Source organism: Streptomyces sp. NPDC002773 (assembly GCF_040295605.1).
GTDB lineage: Bacteria > Actinomycetota > Actinomycetes > Streptomycetales > Streptomycetaceae > Streptomyces.
Genome location: NZ_JBEOVO010000026.1, coordinates 1 through 14,508, shown reverse-complemented (window position 1 = coordinate 14,508; position 14,508 = coordinate 1). Strand labels below are relative to the sequence as shown.

General features: G+C 70.4%; 15 protein-coding genes and 1 pseudogene. 7 read left to right on the top strand and 9 right to left on the bottom strand.

What is annotated here, in order from left to right; translation table 11 throughout:
* Positions 1–95 precede the first annotated feature (95 nt).
* The 5 genes and pseudogenes from ABT034_RS26235 to ABT034_RS26215 all read right to left on the bottom strand — a co-directional run.
* The gene (locus tag ABT034_RS26235) at positions 96–1,385 is read right to left on the bottom strand and encodes a methylaspartate mutase (RefSeq protein WP_351219301.1); all 1,290 of its coding nucleotides are present in this window, start codon (positions 1,383–1,385) and stop codon (positions 96–98) included.
* Positions 1,382–1,807, bottom strand: coding sequence for a cobalamin B12-binding domain-containing protein (locus ABT034_RS26230; RefSeq protein ID WP_502973061.1), 426 nt, complete (start codon positions 1,805–1,807; stop codon positions 1,382–1,384). Before ABT034_RS26230 ends, ABT034_RS26235 begins: the two co-directional genes overlap by 4 nt.
* 213 nt (positions 1,808–2,020) lie before the next feature.
* Entirely contained in the window at positions 2,021–2,437 is a 417-nt protein-coding gene (locus ABT034_RS26225) for a cupin domain-containing protein (RefSeq protein WP_351219297.1), read from the bottom strand.
* Between the two features lie 219 nt (positions 2,438–2,656).
* The gene (locus ABT034_RS26220; protein ID WP_351219442.1) at positions 2,657–3,337 is read right to left on the bottom strand and encodes a substrate-binding domain-containing protein; all 681 of its coding nucleotides are present in this window, start codon (positions 3,335–3,337) and stop codon (positions 2,657–2,659) included.
* Positions 3,338–3,385: 48 nt separating this feature from the next.
* A pseudogene (locus tag ABT034_RS26215) lies at positions 3,386–3,553 on the bottom strand (helix-turn-helix domain-containing protein); the annotation flags it as partial.
* A 670-nt stretch (positions 3,554–4,223) separates the two neighbouring features.
* On the opposite strand from ABT034_RS26215, the gene ABT034_RS26210 reads away from it, so the two are divergent.
* Positions 4,224–4,811, top strand: a complete 588-nt coding sequence (locus ABT034_RS26210) for a DoxX family membrane protein (RefSeq protein ID WP_351219295.1) — start codon at positions 4,224–4,226, stop codon at positions 4,809–4,811.
* Here ABT034_RS26210 and ABT034_RS26205 read toward each other — a convergent pair.
* Positions 4,784–5,380: a CGNR zinc finger domain-containing protein gene (locus ABT034_RS26205; protein WP_351219293.1), complete on the bottom strand. Its 597-nt coding sequence runs from the start codon at positions 5,378–5,380 to the stop codon at positions 4,784–4,786. The genes ABT034_RS26210 and ABT034_RS26205 overlap by 28 nt on opposite strands.
* 111 nt (positions 5,381–5,491) lie before the next feature.
* Between ABT034_RS26205 and ABT034_RS26200 the strand changes: the two genes are divergently transcribed.
* The 5 genes from ABT034_RS26200 to ABT034_RS26180 all read left to right on the top strand — a co-directional run bounded on the left by ABT034_RS26200 (position 5,492) and on the right by ABT034_RS26180 (position 9,708).
* Positions 5,492–6,034 (top strand): carboxymuconolactone decarboxylase family protein, encoded by a 543-nt coding sequence (locus ABT034_RS26200; RefSeq protein WP_351219291.1) that lies wholly within the window; start codon positions 5,492–5,494, stop codon positions 6,032–6,034.
* 260 nt (positions 6,035–6,294) lie between these two features.
* Positions 6,295–6,888, top strand: coding sequence for an HPP family protein (locus ABT034_RS26195; RefSeq protein ID WP_351219289.1), 594 nt, complete (start codon positions 6,295–6,297; stop codon positions 6,886–6,888).
* A 37-nt stretch (positions 6,889–6,925) separates the two neighbouring features.
* Positions 6,926–7,543 (top strand): pyridoxamine 5'-phosphate oxidase family protein, encoded by a 618-nt coding sequence (locus tag ABT034_RS26190; protein ID WP_351219287.1) that lies wholly within the window; start codon positions 6,926–6,928, stop codon positions 7,541–7,543.
* Between the two features lie 291 nt (positions 7,544–7,834).
* Positions 7,835–9,259: a vanadium-dependent haloperoxidase gene (locus ABT034_RS26185; protein ID WP_351219285.1), complete on the top strand. Its 1,425-nt coding sequence runs from the start codon at positions 7,835–7,837 to the stop codon at positions 9,257–9,259.
* Between the two features lie 143 nt (positions 9,260–9,402).
* Positions 9,403–9,708 (top strand): hypothetical protein, encoded by a 306-nt coding sequence (locus ABT034_RS26180; RefSeq protein WP_351219283.1) that lies wholly within the window; start codon positions 9,403–9,405, stop codon positions 9,706–9,708.
* Positions 9,709–9,840: 132 nt separating this feature from the next.
* On the opposite strand, the gene ABT034_RS26175 is transcribed toward ABT034_RS26180, so the two are convergent.
* The 3 genes from ABT034_RS26175 to ABT034_RS26165 form a co-directional block, all read right to left on the bottom strand.
* Complete coding sequence (locus ABT034_RS26175) at positions 9,841–10,215, bottom strand: VOC family protein (protein WP_351219281.1); 375 nt, start codon at positions 10,213–10,215, stop codon at positions 9,841–9,843.
* Positions 10,216–10,491: 276 nt separating this feature from the next.
* Positions 10,492–10,665, bottom strand: a complete 174-nt coding sequence (locus tag ABT034_RS26170) for a hypothetical protein (protein ID WP_351219279.1) — start codon at positions 10,663–10,665, stop codon at positions 10,492–10,494.
* Between the two features lie 18 nt (positions 10,666–10,683).
* Entirely contained in the window at positions 10,684–11,238 is a 555-nt protein-coding gene (locus ABT034_RS26165; protein WP_351219277.1) for an SUKH-4 family immunity protein, read from the bottom strand.
* A 683-nt stretch (positions 11,239–11,921) separates the two neighbouring features.
* Between ABT034_RS26165 and ABT034_RS26160 the strand changes: the two genes are divergently transcribed.
* Complete coding sequence (locus ABT034_RS26160; protein ID WP_351219275.1) at positions 11,922–14,396, top strand: FG-GAP repeat domain-containing protein; 2,475 nt, start codon at positions 11,922–11,924, stop codon at positions 14,394–14,396.
* Positions 14,397–14,508: the final 112 nt, after the last annotated feature.

Here is a 14,508-nt window from a genome sequence, read left to right as displayed (position 1 = left end):
GGAGGGAACGGGACGGTGGAGGACGTGCGTCGGTCGGCCGTGCGTACGCCAGGTAGGGCTTACGCCGGTCGACCGTGCGTCGGGTTCGGCGTACGTCAGCCGGGGAGGACGCCGCTCCCGCCGCGCTCCGCGTTCTCGCTCAGGGCGGCCCGGTCGAAGGTCTCCTGGGTGTGGGACAGCATGCCGAGCAGGTCGTCGGCCCTGAGCCGGTCACGTGCCGGCACGGGCAGGGCGCGGATCGGCATGGCGCCCGTGGAGTGCCACTGCAGGCTGCCGCGCGCGTCGATGTACCCGCGGGAGCGTTGGGCGTTGTCGGTGTGGAGGCAGTACGGGACGTCGAGGATCCCGCGGCGGAACGCCTCGGTCAGGGCGTGTCCGACGTCCGGGTGGAGTTCGAGTACCGCCTCGATGAGCGTGCGTGCCTCCGCCAGTACCCCGAACTCCTCGGAGGCGACCGCGGTCAGGTCCCGGTGCGCGGCGGCGGCCCGTGCGGCCTCCTCCAGGGCGTGGACGTTGTCCTGGACGGTGGGGATCCGGTGCGCCTCGGCCGGCGTCTTGACGATCAGACGCTCGGTCCTGGTGAGCGCGGCCAGTCGCGCGCTGTCCCTGAGCAGCCGGAGCGCGCCGGCCGTGGTGCGGGGGAAGACTCCCATGTACGTGTAGAGCACCACGTGCCAGTCGAGTCCGGCCAGGTGCTCCGCCGCGAGGGTGCGCAGCGCCAGGAGGGCTTCCACGTCCTGCTGGTGGTGGGTCTGCTGGGCGTAGCTGAGCGAGACGCTGCGCAGCCCGTGCTGCTTGAAGAAGAGGCCTTCGAGGACGGACAGGGCGACGAGCAGGCCGGGCGGGCAGAGCTGGCCGAGCATGCAGCCGCCGAAGCTCTCCAGGTGGGTGCCGGGGCGCGAGGCCAGCAGTTCGCAGCTGCGGGCCCAGGCGTCGACGGAGGTCCTGACGGGCGTTCTGCTGTACGGGAGGCAGTACGAGACGGGACCGCCTTCGGTGGCGTCGAGTCCGGCGTCGAGCAGCGTGCGGATGATGGCGTGCGGGTCGGCCGAGCCGTGTCGCACCTGGATCGCGAAGCCGTCGGCCATGAGGCGGGCCACCAGGTCGCGGGTGGTGGCGGCGCCGTGCGCGACCAGGGGGTAGCCGTTGAGGTCGGTTCCCTTTGCCAGGGCGAGGCGGGCGGAGTCGTGGTCCCCGACCCGGGTGTAGCTGTCGATCGTGATCGTGCCGACCGTGCGGGCGTGGGCTCGTGCGACGGCGTGCAGGCCGTCCCGCATCCTCGGGATGTCGGCGAAGCCCATGCGGGGCTGTACGACGAGTTCCCCGGCCCGGCCGGCGGCGGTGACCGCCGAGGCGAACACGCCCTGCGGGACCGTCGTGGTCATCGGGGGGCGCCCGAGGCGGCGACCGCCGGCGTGGCGGCCCGGTCGAGGTACCGGCGGAACCGCGCGACGCCCGCGGCGTCCTCGAAGACCGCGTCGTAGCCGGCGGCCAGCAGCTCGGGCCCGTAGGTCCCCGCTTCGGCGCCGCGCACCCCGAGCTTGCCGCCGATGACGACGCGTATGTCCCGCAGGTCCGGGTGGTCGCGCAGGCGGCGGACGGCCCGGGCGCCGTCGAGCGCCCCGTGTCCGTTGACGCTGCTGATGACGACCAGGTCCGGCCTGACCCGCAGGCATTCGTCGATGAGCAGTTGGTCGGGCACGCAAGCGCCGATGTTGGTCACTTCGTGTCCCCTCTCCTCCAGCAGAAGCTGAAGGAACACCAGGTTCCAGGTGTGGGAGTCGGAGGACACGCTCGACACGAGCACATGGTCGCCGCGTCGCCGGACGGCATCCTCGGCGGCCGGTTCAGGAGCGTCCTGCCGTCGGCTGGGGAGGGCGGGGGCGTGGTACGTGGACAAGGCGGGGCTCTTTCGGTCGGCGCCTGGGCGCGGGTGACGGCATGACGGTCGGACGGAGGAGGCACCGGGGGACGGGACGGGGCGGCTGGCCAGGGCAGGGAACCGCCCCGTCCCGTCCGGTTAGGGGGCGGCGGGCAGGCCGACGGGGCGCAGCGGCTGCTGGGGGGTGCGGGCCGCCGCGGGGCGGGTGCGGATGGCGAGTACGGTGCAGCCGGTACGGCTCGACATCTGGTGCCGGGTGCCGGGTGCCTCGACGACGAGGTCCCCCTTGACGTAGCTGGCTCCGTCGCTGTGGTCGAGGGTGCCGTCGAGCACCAGCATCAGCTCGAACCCCAGGTGCTCGTGGTAGTCGCCGTGGGCACCGGGCGGGAAGCGCAGCAGCAGGCCGGCGGATTCCTCACCCTTCGTGCTGTCGGGAGCCCAGAGGACGTGGTGCTCCACACCCACGCGCCCCGGCTCCCGCCACGCCACCCAGTCCACGTCGTCGATTTCGAATCCGCTGCGCAACACATTCTTGATGTAGTGAATGTCGGTCATGTGGATCTCCCGTTCGCGGAACGCGCCGGTCGCGCTATTGCGTTCCTAAGCCTAGGACGGCCGGCCGCACCGGTTTCTGCGGGGAGTCGATATCAGGAATCGAAACATCCGAGAACCAGGATCCGGGTCGGCGCAATTCACGGGAACGGAAATGGCGGAGGCCGGCACGGCAGCCCCTGTGGGGGCTGACGCGCCGGCCGGAGTCGGAAGGGGGCGGCGTCAGACGTGAACGGCCTGCCTGGCGGCCACGCCCGGCGCCTTGCGGACCAGTTCGAGGAAGGCGGACACGGCCGGCGGCAGCCAGGTGGCGCCCGCCCACAGCGCCTGGACGTACGCGTTCGTGCACGGCAGGTCCTCGGCGACGGCCAGGCAGTCCCGGCCCAGGTCGTGCTCGACGGCCACCCGGGGGACCATCGCGACGCCGAGGCCCGCCCTGGCGAGGCTGATGGCACTACGGGTCGACCCGGCCTCGAGGACCGACGGGCTGATCCCGTGCTCGGCCGTGAGGTGGCGGAGCAGGACCTCCTGGGAGACGCAGTCGGGGTCGACGACCAGCACGCGGTCGATCTCCTCCGCCGCGCCGGACACCGGGGAGGTGCCGCCGATCGGCACGAGCGGGACCTTGAAGAGCGTCTGGCGGCTGACGCCGGGGGCACGCGGTACCTCGTCGTCGGGATCGACGGTGAGGGTCAGGCCGATGTCGACCTCACCGGCCGCCACGGCGCTCTCCACCCGGGTGGCGGTCATGACCTTCGGGGAGACCTGCACACCGGGGTAGCGGTACCTGCACTCGCGGACCAGTTCACCCATCTCGTATTCCATGAGAAGCGCCGTGGAACCCACGACGACCCGGCCCGTGGCCTCCCCGTTGGCCTTGAGCGCGGCGGACATCTCGTCCATGACCGAGAGGATGCGGCCCACGTAATCGCGGAATACCTCGCCTGCCGCCGTGAGGCGAACTCCGTGCGGCAGGCGCTGGAATAACGAGACGCCGACCCGGCTCTCAATGACGCGTATATGCGTGGTAATGCTCGACTGGGCATATCCCAGATTCCTGGCGCTCTTGGTGAGACTCCCCGTTCGCGCGACTTCCCAGAAAGTTCGGAGCTGGTACATCGTGAAATCCATCAATCCCCCATGGCAGAGGCCCCATGCTCACAATCTAATGATTGGAACAACTTCTTGCCGTTAGGGATGCTGGCACGGTGGGACGTTCCTTGGCAACACGCGCCGCGCCGCGCGCGGCGGGCGGAACGGGGCCCACCGGGTCCGGAACAACTACCTTCCGTGAGCGGCGCCGGGTCGCCGGCCGCGCCGCCCGGAATGCGACGCGGACGAAGCCGGAGGCTTCGCGCCTGTCAAGGCATCCGTCGCGCGGAAGGCGCATACCCGCCAGTCGGCCGGAACGCTTCACGGAGTGTCAGAGCCCCCGGAGGGCCGGGGGCTTGCCTGGCCGAAAAGAGTTCATGAGTGCGTCGCATACCCGACATCTGCGGCCCGTCGTCCCGGCGCCGCGGATCGATGTGGCCGGAGCCCGTCGTCCCGGTGCCGCGGATCGATGTGGCCGGAGCCGCCTGCCGTCCCGGCGCCACGGATCGATGGGGCCGATGCCAGTCATTCGAGATCCGCACGGTGGCCCTCGTGACGGCTGGCTAGCGTCCCGGGGGGTGGAGGGGCGCGACCTGTCCCGGCGGAACCCGCCCGCATTCCTGCGGCCGAGCGGTCCGGCCGGCGCCGCGCCCTCCCGACCCCGGTTCACATTCCGAACGACCGAAGGACGGGACCTATGAATGCTGCCCTGGAACGTCTCCGCCGGCGCGTGGGGGTGGGGGCCCGCGATCTGGGCGCACGCTATCGCCCCTACGGTGACTCGGCCCTGCGGATCAGCGTGGGGATCGTCTTCGCCTGGTTCGGCGTACTGAAGTTCCTCCCCGGCGCGAGCCCGGCCGAGGACATCGCGACGCGGTGCATGGAGGTGCTCACGTTCGGGATGGTCCCGGCCGACGCCACCCGGATCCTGCTGGCCTGCATGGAGCTGGCGATCGGTCTCGGACTGATCACCGGCCTGTTGCTGCGTACGGCCCTCACGGTGTTCTTCGTCCACATGGCCGGCGTCTTCACCGCCCTGGTCATCGTGCCCGAGCTGGTGTGGACCAACGGTTCACCGCTGCTGCCGACGATGGAGGGTCAGTACATCATCAAGAACATCGTGCTGGTGGCCGCCTGCCTCACGGTCGCCACCCGGCTTCCGTCCGGGCCCCCGCCCCGGAACGCCGCGGCCCGCGAGTCCGCGGCCGTTCCCACCGAGTCCGCTCCGCGTGATCCGGCGGACGGGGCCGCGCGGGCTCACGACGTCTTGCGGTTCCGTTCGTAGTGGCGTGCCGCTCGGGCCCGGTTTCCGCAGCCGGCCGAGCACCACTCCCGCCGGGGGTGGTCCTTGAGGAAGTAGAGGACGCACCCAGGCGCGTGGCAGGCCCTCAGCTGCTCGATCTCGCCGCCCCCGAACAGGTCGACCGCGTGCTGCGCGATCTCCGCCCGGGCCGTGGCCAGGTGGTCGACCGAAGCGCGGGCCAGCGCTCGCGGTCCTTCGTCCCAGGACAGTTCGCGCCAGCGCGGAGCCGTCCGCACCTGTTCGTTGATCGTCTCCACGGCCTCCCGGGGAGCGTCTCCGCCCCTGACCGCCACGCCGATCAGGGTGCGGACGGCGTCCCTGAGGGCCCTGGTGGCGGTCAGATCCCGCTCGCTGCCGAGTGCCAGATCCTCGTCGGTCAGCGGCACGGCGAACCGGTGCCTGTTGTCGCGGAACCACGCGGTCACGTGCTCGACCGTCTGCAGGCCGTCCACCAGGCGCCCGCGGACCGCGTACGTCGCGTTCCCGAGTTCGATCGGGAGGGGCTCGCCCAGCAAGGGGGCGCCACCGCCCTGGAGGTCTTCCAGTCTCATCTCTTGATGGTAAGCCGACCTTGCAACCGTGAGAAGTCTATGCCATGGTTCTAACGCCAGGAACGTTACGCAACCAATAGAACTTGGGTTGCCGCACCTACGGAGGACCGCATGTCCCGTCTGCCGATCATCGAGCCCGACACCGCCCAGGGCGCCGCCGCCGACCTGCTCGCCGCCGTGCAGAAGGCCCTCGGAGTCACGCCGAACATGACCAAGGTGATGGCCAACAGCCCGGCCGTGCTCAAGGGCTACCTGGAGTTCTCCGGCGCCCTCGGCACCGGCGCGCTGCCGGTCGGAATCCGCGAGGCCATCGCCCTGGTCGTGGCGCAGGAGAACTCCTGCGACTACTGCCTCTCGGCGCACACGTACATCGCCACCAACCTCGCCGGCCTCAGCGAGGCGGAGGCCGGCGGTGCGCGCCGCGCCGACTCGGCGGACCCCAAGACCGCCGCCGTGCTCAAGCTCGCCGCCTCCCTCGTCCGCAGCCACGGCAGCGTGGAGGAGGGCGAGATCAAGATCGCCCGCGAGGCGGGCCTGACCGACGCGGAGATCACCGAGGTGATCGGCAACGTCGCCCTCAACGTCTTCACGAACTACCTCAACAAGGCGGCCGACGTCGACATCGACTGGCCGGTCGTCAGCCACCTCGGCTGAACGGGCCACCGGTACGGACCGGCACCCGCCCGGCTTCGTGCCCTTCCGGGGCGGACGGCCTTCCCCCGAGGCCGTCCGCCCCTCCCTCGTAGCCCGCCCTTCCGGCCCCGGCCCGCACTTCCCGCGTCGCCTGCCCCTTCCGCGCCGCCCGTACCTCCCGCGTCACCCGCGCCGCCCGCACTGTCCTCCTGGTCTCCCTTGTACCTGCTCGTGTCGCCCGCACTGCCCTCGTCGTCCGTCCCGCTCGCCGGAGAAGAGTCATGTCCGATCAGACCGCCGCAGCCGCAGCCACTGACACCGCCACTGACACCGCCACAGCCACAGCCACAGCCACAGCCACAGCCACCGAGGCGACCACCCTCGGCCGCCGCCTCGCGGGCCGAGCGCCCAAGCGCCCGCAATCCGCCGTCATCGCCGTCGCCACGACAGGTTCCACGCTCGCGCTGATCGCCCTCGTCGCGGTGGGAACCCTGCTGGACCAGATGTGGCTGATCCCGCCGCTCGCGGCCAGCGCGGCGCTCGTCTTCGGCGCCCCCGCCCTCCCCCTGGCCCAGCCCCGCAGCGTCGTCGGAGGCCAACTCCTCTCCGCGCTCACCGGGTTCGCCGTGGCGCCCGTGGCCGGACACTCCGCCTGGGCCGCGGCCCTGGCCGGCGGTCTCGCCCTCGGCGTGATGGCCCTGTGCCGGACACCGCACTCGCCCGCCGCGGCCACGGCGGTCATCGTCGTCACGACACAGGCGCCCCTGCTGCCCTTCCTGCCGATCCTCGCGGCGGCGACCCTCGTCCTCGTCGCCGTCGGCGTACTGACCGGACGCAGCGGAGTGACCCAGCGCTATCCCACCTACTGGTGGTGACCGTCACCACCGCCGCGCCCCAACCGAGGAGGCCGCAGTGACCAGCCGATACGCCCAGCTCGCCTTCACCCCCGCCGTCCGCGGCCGGCAACTGGCCCACGGCAGCCGCACCGCGTACGCCAGGATCGAGCGAGGCCCGGCGAACGCGGACCGGCTCACCCCCGACGAAGTCGACTTCATCACCACGAGGGACAGCTTCTACCTCGCCAGCACCGGAGAGAGCGGCTGGCCCTACGTCCAGCACCGCGGTGGCCCACCCGGTTTCCTGCACGCCCTGGACGAGACCACGCTCGCCTTCGCCGACTTCCGCGGCAACCGGCAGTACATCACCACCGGCAACATCCAGGGCAACGACCGGGTCGCCCTGCTGCTCATGGACTACGCGCACCAGGTCCGGCTGAAAATCCTCGGCACCGCCACCCTCGACGAAGACCCCGGCGCCGACCTGCTCCGCTCCCTGACACGGGCCGACTACCGGGCCGTCGTGGAACGGGTGGTCCTCATCAAGCTGGAGGCCTACGACTGGAACTGCCCCCAGCACATCACGCCGCGCTACACCGCCCGCGAGATAGAGGACGCCTACGCCGGTCTCCACGAACGCCTCGAACGGCTGGAGAAGGAGAACGCCGCACTGCGCGCCGCCGCGTCGCGGTGACACCCGCCACGACCCGAAGGGCCCCGCACCGATGGTGCGGGGCCCTTCGCCGTATCCACGGCACCGTCGCCGCCGGGCCGGTCCACCCGGGGTGGCCGCCCCGAGAGGCACCTATCGGGAGTGCCGATTCCTCGCATCGAGGAGGCCCCCGCCGTCCCCCCTGGCGGGCAATTAGCTTCATTCCCGGGGCGGCCGGCCGACCTTCATCCCGGTCCGGCCACGGCCCCCCGCCCGTGTCGAACGCCATGCGACCGCGGGCCACCCCTGTTCAGATCTCGGAAAGGAACCGGTATGTCGAAGTCCAACGGCTCCCGCCGACACGGCAAGCTCGCCCTGGTCGCGGCGATCGCCATCGGCAGCCTCGCTGCCCTCGTACCCGGACAGGCCGCCACCGCCGTGGAGGCGGTGCCGGACGGCTACAACAAGATCAACTCCGTCGACGCCGTCCCGGCCGCCACCGCCGGCAAGAAGGGCCCGGACCACGTCCTGTTCTGGGAGCGGGCCATGCTCCAGGCCACCCGCGAGGCGGGCGGCATCGCCGGTCCGATCACCCGCGGCGGTGCGCTCCTGAACATCGCGGTGTACGACACCGTCAACTCCATCCACCCGGTGGGGAGCCCGTACCTCAGCCGGTCCCGCGAGCTGTACGGCCGTTACGGCGCGCTGGACCCGGCCATCGACTACGCCGCCTACACGGCCCTGAAGGAGGCGTTCCCGACCGTCAACCTGGAGGACGACCTCGCCGCCGCCCTCGCGCTCCCCACCTCCGCCACGAACAGGGACAAGGAGCTCGGCAAGGCGCAGGGCACGAAGATCGCCAACGCGCTGATCGCGCACCGGGCGGACGACGGCTCGGCGGACACCACGCCCTACACGCCGGTCATGTCCCCCGGCCACTGGCGGCCGACCACCCCCGGCGTAGCGGCGGGCGGCCCCAACTGGGGCAAGGTCAAGCCCTGGGTGATCTCCGCCGGTGACAAGTACCGCCCGGCCAAGCCCGGCGGCTTCGAGACCCCGGAGGCGCTGCTCTCGAGCGACCTGTACGCCGACCAGCTCAACGAGGTGAAGAGCCTCGGCGCCGCGGACTCCACCGTCCGCACGGCCGACCAGACCCAGATCGCGCGGTTCTGGGCCAACGACGTGAACGGCTCCTACAAGCCGACCGGCCAGCAGTACGACCACACCCTGGTGGTCCTGCAGAAGTACAAGCCGAACGCGAGCTCGTTCTACACCGCCAAGCTCTTCGGCATCCTGTCCGTGGCCCTGGCCGACGCCGCCATCTCGGCGTGGGACACCAAGTGGAACACCGGCTTCGACCTGTGGCGTCCCCAGTCGGCCGTCCGCGAGGCCGCCAACGACTACAACGACAACACCATCGGTGACCCGGGCTGGCAGCCCACCTCCAAGGATGCCAACGGCGTCCACTTCTCGCCCCCCTTCCCGGCCTACCAGTCCGGCCACTCCACCTTCGGCGCCACGTGGGCCGGCATCATGAAGAACTGGTTCGGGACCGACACCATGCCCTACGAGGGCACGACCGACGACCCGAACGCCCGTGGGGTCACCCGGCACGTGAGCTCCTTCAGCGCCGCCGCCGCCGAGAACGCCATCAGCCGCCTCTACAACGGCGTGCACTTCCGCTTCGACACCGTCGCGGGTGTCGCCGGCGGCCAGAAGATATCCGCCGACGTCTGGAACGCCCGCCCGCTGGGCTGAACCTGACCCGGAATGCGCCCCTGCCCACCCGGGCGGGGGCGCTTTCCGTGCTGATCGGATGCCTCGCCAAGGGCGGCACGCCTCATTGCCGTCGGCCGTTGGCGGGGCTTGTCCTGTCGGCGGCGGGCGGTAGCCTGCGGGCCATGTCGGTCAACATCAATATCCACTTCACCGTCTCGCAGCTCACGGACGCGGCACAGGCCGAGGCGGTCGCCGAATCGGTCGGCGAGCTGCTGCGCGACGAGGGCATCGAAGACCAGATCAGCTACGGCACGGCCTGCGACGACGGTGTCCACTACGTGTCGGGCGAGACGCAGTTCCCGCTCAGCATCACCCGCTTCGGCCACTGGCAGCCGGAGTTCGAGAGCTCGTTCGCGTTCGCCGTGGCCGAGGCCGCCCCGGCGGCGAAGGGCGTGATCGAGTGGGGTTACCCGGACGAGGAACGCTGAACGAACTGCGCGGGGCGGGCGGAGCCAGGCACTGTCCGCGCCGCCCGCCCCTCCGGCACTCTCGTAGACCTCCGTCACCCAGGAACAGGAGACGCGTCCGCTGAGGGCTGGCCGAAGGTGACGCCGCCCTCGTCAGGCGCCCGGAAGGAAGAGGCAGAACGGGTGGCCGTGAGGGTCGCGGAGGACCCGCACACCCTTCTGAGGCTGGTACTCCTCCAGCGTCGCACCCAGCGCGCAGGCCCGCTCGATCTCCGCCTCCAGGTCGTCGACCTGCAGGTCCAGGTGCGCTTGCATCTGCTGAGTGCCCGGGCGCTGCGGCCAGGTGGGCGGAGTGTGATCGGTTTCCAGCTGAAAGCTGAGACTCGGGCGTTCCTGCTCTGGATCCCTGAGCCGGACCCACTCCGGCTCTCGCTCAGCTTCCTGCCAGCCCAGCAGGGCGCGATAGAAGTCGGCCAGCGCGGGCGGATCCGGCGTGCCGAGGACAAAGGCACCAAGTGACATCGTCATTCCTCCCACCTTGCCCCCAACCTGACCTCCACACATCCGCGTACCGGCCACCGGGAGGAAGGCGTGCGCCCGATCTGAGGGGCCGCGCCCTGAAACGCTGAGCAGTACCGACTGAAACACAGAACCAGGGACGGACGTGGAAGCCGGCGATCCCTCTCACCGGCGAGCGTCAGCCCCACATCCCGAGGGCGACCTCTTCGAAGAACCTGCTCCATGCGCCGTCCTCGCTGGCGAACGGTGTTTCGTCGACCTGGGTGATGCGTTCACGAAGGCTCTCTACGGCTTCTGCGCGTGCTTGGTGGAGAGCAGCCTGCTCGACGGCAGTCCCACGGTGGCCAGGAACCTGGCTGTGCCCGGGTGCATGCGGCTGCCGGTGGAGTGGGGGAAATAGGTGACGCCGGTAAGCCCGAACGTGCCCAGTACCTGGTCGGCCCCCGTATTGATCAGCACGGCCCTGGCATCTGAGCGCTACCAGATGCCTTGCTCGAGCTCCTCAAGGGACAGGCTCCACTGGGACTCCTCGTCCTCGAACGGCGTGGGGTCGAAGGCCTCGACAACTTCGCGGAATCGGGCGGCGAGTTCCTCGGGGTCGGCGTCGTTCTCGTGATCGTTCTCGACCTTCCTGAATTCGATGAGGGCGAAGACGAGTGACTCGATGTCGCGGTGGAGCTCGACGTAGTCGACCGCTCCCTCGGAGAAGGCATAGATCTTGCCGGACTTCGGGTCGAGCGCGAGCAGCGAGGTGAACAGATATCCCAGACTCCACCAGGCTCGGCTCTCGAGAGGGCACTGCAGACCGTAGTGGTCGAACCGGCTGCCAAGCGTGATGGCATCGACGTCAGGGCCGTAAGGATCTTCGATGTCCATGCGGGAGGTGAACACGCCGGACGTGGGAAGCCCGACGGCGCTCAGAAAGCCGGCAGTACGCGCGTCGAGGTCCGCGATGCCGCTGTGCGGGAAGTAAGTGACGCCGTTCAGCCCGTAGACGTCGGTCACGTTCTGAGGGGTTACGGTGAAGTTCATTTCAGTTCACGTACTCCGGGTGGGTGGCGCACGCCGGTGCCGGGGAAGTGCTGTCGAGCCACCGGTGCAGAACGCAGCGAGAGTACAACCAACGGAGCGGTCGGCTTGTCGGGGGCGGGCGTCCGGACCGCAGCGTCATGGGACCGGCAGCGGTACGTCAGGTCTGCGTCAGAGCGGTGGGGCACGCTGGCTCAGCCATGCCTCATCGAGAGGGCTGCATCGTGAAGAAGACCTCCAGGCTCCGGGTCCTGCTGCCCGCGGGTACGCGCTGTCGCGACGAGCGCGACCGCAAGCACTCCCGCGTCCTCGGCCTCGGCCTCGGCCTCGGCCGATCCTGGATGTGCGTCCAGCTGGTACGTCTGCTGGAAGATCGGTGCCCCTCACGCGGGCATGAACAGCGTCCGGCACTACACCCAGGGCGACGTGGCGGACAACCCGGGCCGACAGGCCTGGGGTCACATGCCGGCGGGGGCGCTCTGGCCCCAGCCCCCGCCCCCGCCCAGGCGCCGTACCCGGGGCTTCCCCGGTGCCCGCGGTATGGACGGGTCCGGTCGCTTCCATGAGTCCGGGTCGGTACCTGCCGGCATCGCCGGCGCCCGGCTCCGCTTCCCCCAGTGAGTTCAGCTTTGAAACGGATGTGATCGGTGTTGCCCAGAACATCACGAACGACGAGGCGAAGCAGGATGGTGGCTTCCTGCGCCGCCCTCGCTGTGGCCGTGACGACCCTCGGTTACGCCGCGTCGGCCGCCGAGCCCGAAACGGCCCGGCCCGAAGGCGTCAACGTCTCCCCGCTGGCGGAGGCGCGCGCCTCCGGTAAGCCCGTGGAGCTGGTGGAGAACCGCACGGAGACATCCGAGACGTATGTGAACCCCTCCGGCACGCTGACGCTCACGCAGCACATGACGCCGGTGCGGGTGAAGCAGGGTGGTACGTGGGTCCCCGTGGACACCGCTCTGGTGTCCCGTGACGGGCGCGTGGTGCCGAAGGCCGCGGCCGCCGGGCTGGAGCTCTCCGGTGGCGGGGCCGGGCCGATGGTGCGGCTCAACGACGACCGGCACGTACTGGAGATGAGCTGGCCCGGTGAGTTGCCGGAGCCTAAGCTCGCGGGCCCGGTGGCGACGTACGCGGAGGTGCTGCCGGGGGTCGATCTCCAGGTCACGGCGGAGGCGGAGGGCTTCTCGCAGGTGCTCGTGGTCAAGAACGCCAAGGCGGCGAAGAACCCGAAGCTGAAGAAGGTCGCCTTCGGGCTGAAGGCGGACGGGCTGAAGGTCACCGGTGACGGCCAGCAGGGTCTGAAGGCGGTGGACGCCAAGGGGCGTACGGTCTTCTCCGGCCCTACGCCACGGATGTGGGACAGCGCGAAGGGGTCGAAGAAGGAAGCGGTCATGGGGACCGAGGTCACCGCCGGCGGCCTCGCCGTGGTCCCTGACCAGAAGCTGCTCACGGACGCGGACACCACCTACCCGGTGTACGTCGACCCCTCGTTCAGCAAGCAGCCGTCGGCCTGGAGCCAGCTGAACTCCTACTGGCCCACCCAGTCCGGCTGGATGTACGGGCACGAGCTTCAGATCGGCCAGTACCAGATCGGCACCTCCTATCCGCGCCAGCGCGCCTTCTTCCAGATGGACGTGCCGTACCTGCCGGGCCGTCAGGTCCTGAAGGCCTCCCTGACCGTGAAGGACATGTCCTGGTACACCGGGGACTGCGCGGCCTCGACCGTGGAGCTGTGGCACACCGGACGCGCCACACCAACGACCACGTGGAACACCCAGGCGGCGTGGAAGACGAAACTGGCCTCGGCCGCCTGCCCGGCCGGAACGCTCACCTTCAACGCCCTGGGCGCGGTGCAGGCGGCCGCCCTCGCCGGCACCACCATCGTGGACCTGGGACTGCGGGGCTCGGCCGCCGCCGAGACACCGCCGAAGCAGACCATCAGAAGGTTCGAGGTGGCCACGGTCAGCCTCACGGTCGAGATCGCGTACAACGGGGAGTGCTTCCTGCGCGACCAGGTGGCGTACGAGGACCCCGACGGCAACGCCTTCCACACCGAGATGAGCTGCGAGGCGCAGGCGTCGGACGTCCGCGTCGAGCCGTTCGCCGACTCTCCGGTCACCGGCCACCTCCTGGCGGGACCGCACGGCTTCGTGTGCTGGCGCAGCGGTGACATGAACAGCGCGGGGAACCGCATCTGGTACTACGTCAAGGGCGACACGTCCAGCGGCTGGACGAACTGGCAGGGCTGGGGTTACGTACCCGCCGACAGGATCACCGGGGCCGGTTCCGTGCCCTTCCCCGGCCTGCCCGCCTGCAACGTGCACCACGTCACGCCGGGCCTCGTCGCGCCGCAGGACTTCACCTCCGACGGCGTCACCGATGTCGTCTCCCTCCAGAGCGACGGCAACCTCGCCCTCCATCCGGGCAACGGCAACGGCACCCTGGCGACCAAGCGGCTCATCTGGTCGGACGGCCGGGGCAACGGCTACAAGCAGGTCTTCGCCGCCGACTTCAACGCCGACGGCAGGGGCGACATCGCCGCCGTCGACGCCGACAACCGCATCTGGTGGTGGACCGGCAACGGTGACGGCGGAATCACCGGCCCGGCGCTGCCGCTGACCGATGACGTCAACCACGCCCAGGGCGTGTTCGCGGAGGGCTACCCGCCACGCTGCCGGGACTTCACCTCCACCGACGTCAACGGCGACGGCAAGGGTGACATTCTCGCCGCCTGCGGGATCCAGGAGCTCGACCCCGAGACCGATGTCCTGTGGTGGTGGCGGGGGAACGGCGACGGCGAGTACCTCCCCGGGGCGTACATGACCGCACACGCCTTCGGGGGGAGCGTGATCACGCTGGACTCCAACGGTGACGGCCGTATGGACGTGGCGGAGCACGTACCTGACGGGCGGCTTCTGATCCAGCCCGGGTACGGCGACGGCCACTGGGACTACGGCACCGTACAGACCTGGCCCGCCGCCGGTTTCGGCCCGGTGAGCAAGGTCTTCGCCGGCGACTTCAACGGCGACCGGCGGGGCGACCTCGCCGGCGTCGACGCGAGCGGCTCCCTGTGGTGGTGGGCGGGTAACGGCACCGGCGCCTTCGCCGCTCCGTCGAAGATGTCGGCCGCGACGGACTGGGGGAGCGTGAAGGACCTCATGTGAGGACCGGCCCCAGTAGGCGCCGGACGAGGTCCGGGAGGTCGCACGCGATGTACTGGCCCAGCGGCCCTCGCTCTCGGTGATCGGCCCGCTGAAGGACAAGCAGGCGGACCGT

Coding starts and splice junctions, on each gene's coding strand:
- ABT034_RS26180 (WP_351219283.1), top strand. CDS start 9,403: ATGTCGGTCAACATCAATATCCACTTCACCGTCTCGCAGCTCACGGAC.
- ABT034_RS26160 (WP_351219275.1), top strand. CDS start 11,922: ATGGTGGCTTCCTGCGCCGCCCTCGCTGTGGCCGTGACGACCCTCGGT.
- ABT034_RS26175 (WP_351219281.1), bottom strand. CDS start 10,215: ATGACGATGTCACTTGGTGCCTTTGTCCTCGGCACGCCGGATCCGCCC.
- ABT034_RS26235 (WP_351219301.1), bottom strand. CDS start 1,385: ATGACCACGACGGTCCCGCAGGGCGTGTTCGCCTCGGCGGTCACCGCC.
- ABT034_RS26195 (WP_351219289.1), top strand. CDS start 6,295: ATGTCCGATCAGACCGCCGCAGCCGCAGCCACTGACACCGCCACTGAC.
- ABT034_RS26205 (WP_351219293.1), bottom strand. CDS start 5,380: ATGAGACTGGAAGACCTCCAGGGCGGTGGCGCCCCCTTGCTGGGCGAG.
- ABT034_RS26185 (WP_351219285.1), top strand. CDS start 7,835: ATGTCGAAGTCCAACGGCTCCCGCCGACACGGCAAGCTCGCCCTGGTC.
- ABT034_RS26220 (WP_351219442.1), bottom strand. CDS start 3,337: ATGGACGAGATGTCCGCCGCGCTCAAGGCCAACGGGGAGGCCACGGGC.
- ABT034_RS26200 (WP_351219291.1), top strand. CDS start 5,492: ATGTCCCGTCTGCCGATCATCGAGCCCGACACCGCCCAGGGCGCCGCC.
- ABT034_RS26210 (WP_351219295.1), top strand. CDS start 4,224: ATGAATGCTGCCCTGGAACGTCTCCGCCGGCGCGTGGGGGTGGGGGCC.
- ABT034_RS26165 (WP_351219277.1), bottom strand. CDS start 11,238: ATGAACTTCACCGTAACCCCTCAGAACGTGACCGACGTCTACGGGCTG.
- ABT034_RS26225 (WP_351219297.1), bottom strand. CDS start 2,437: ATGACCGACATTCACTACATCAAGAATGTGTTGCGCAGCGGATTCGAA.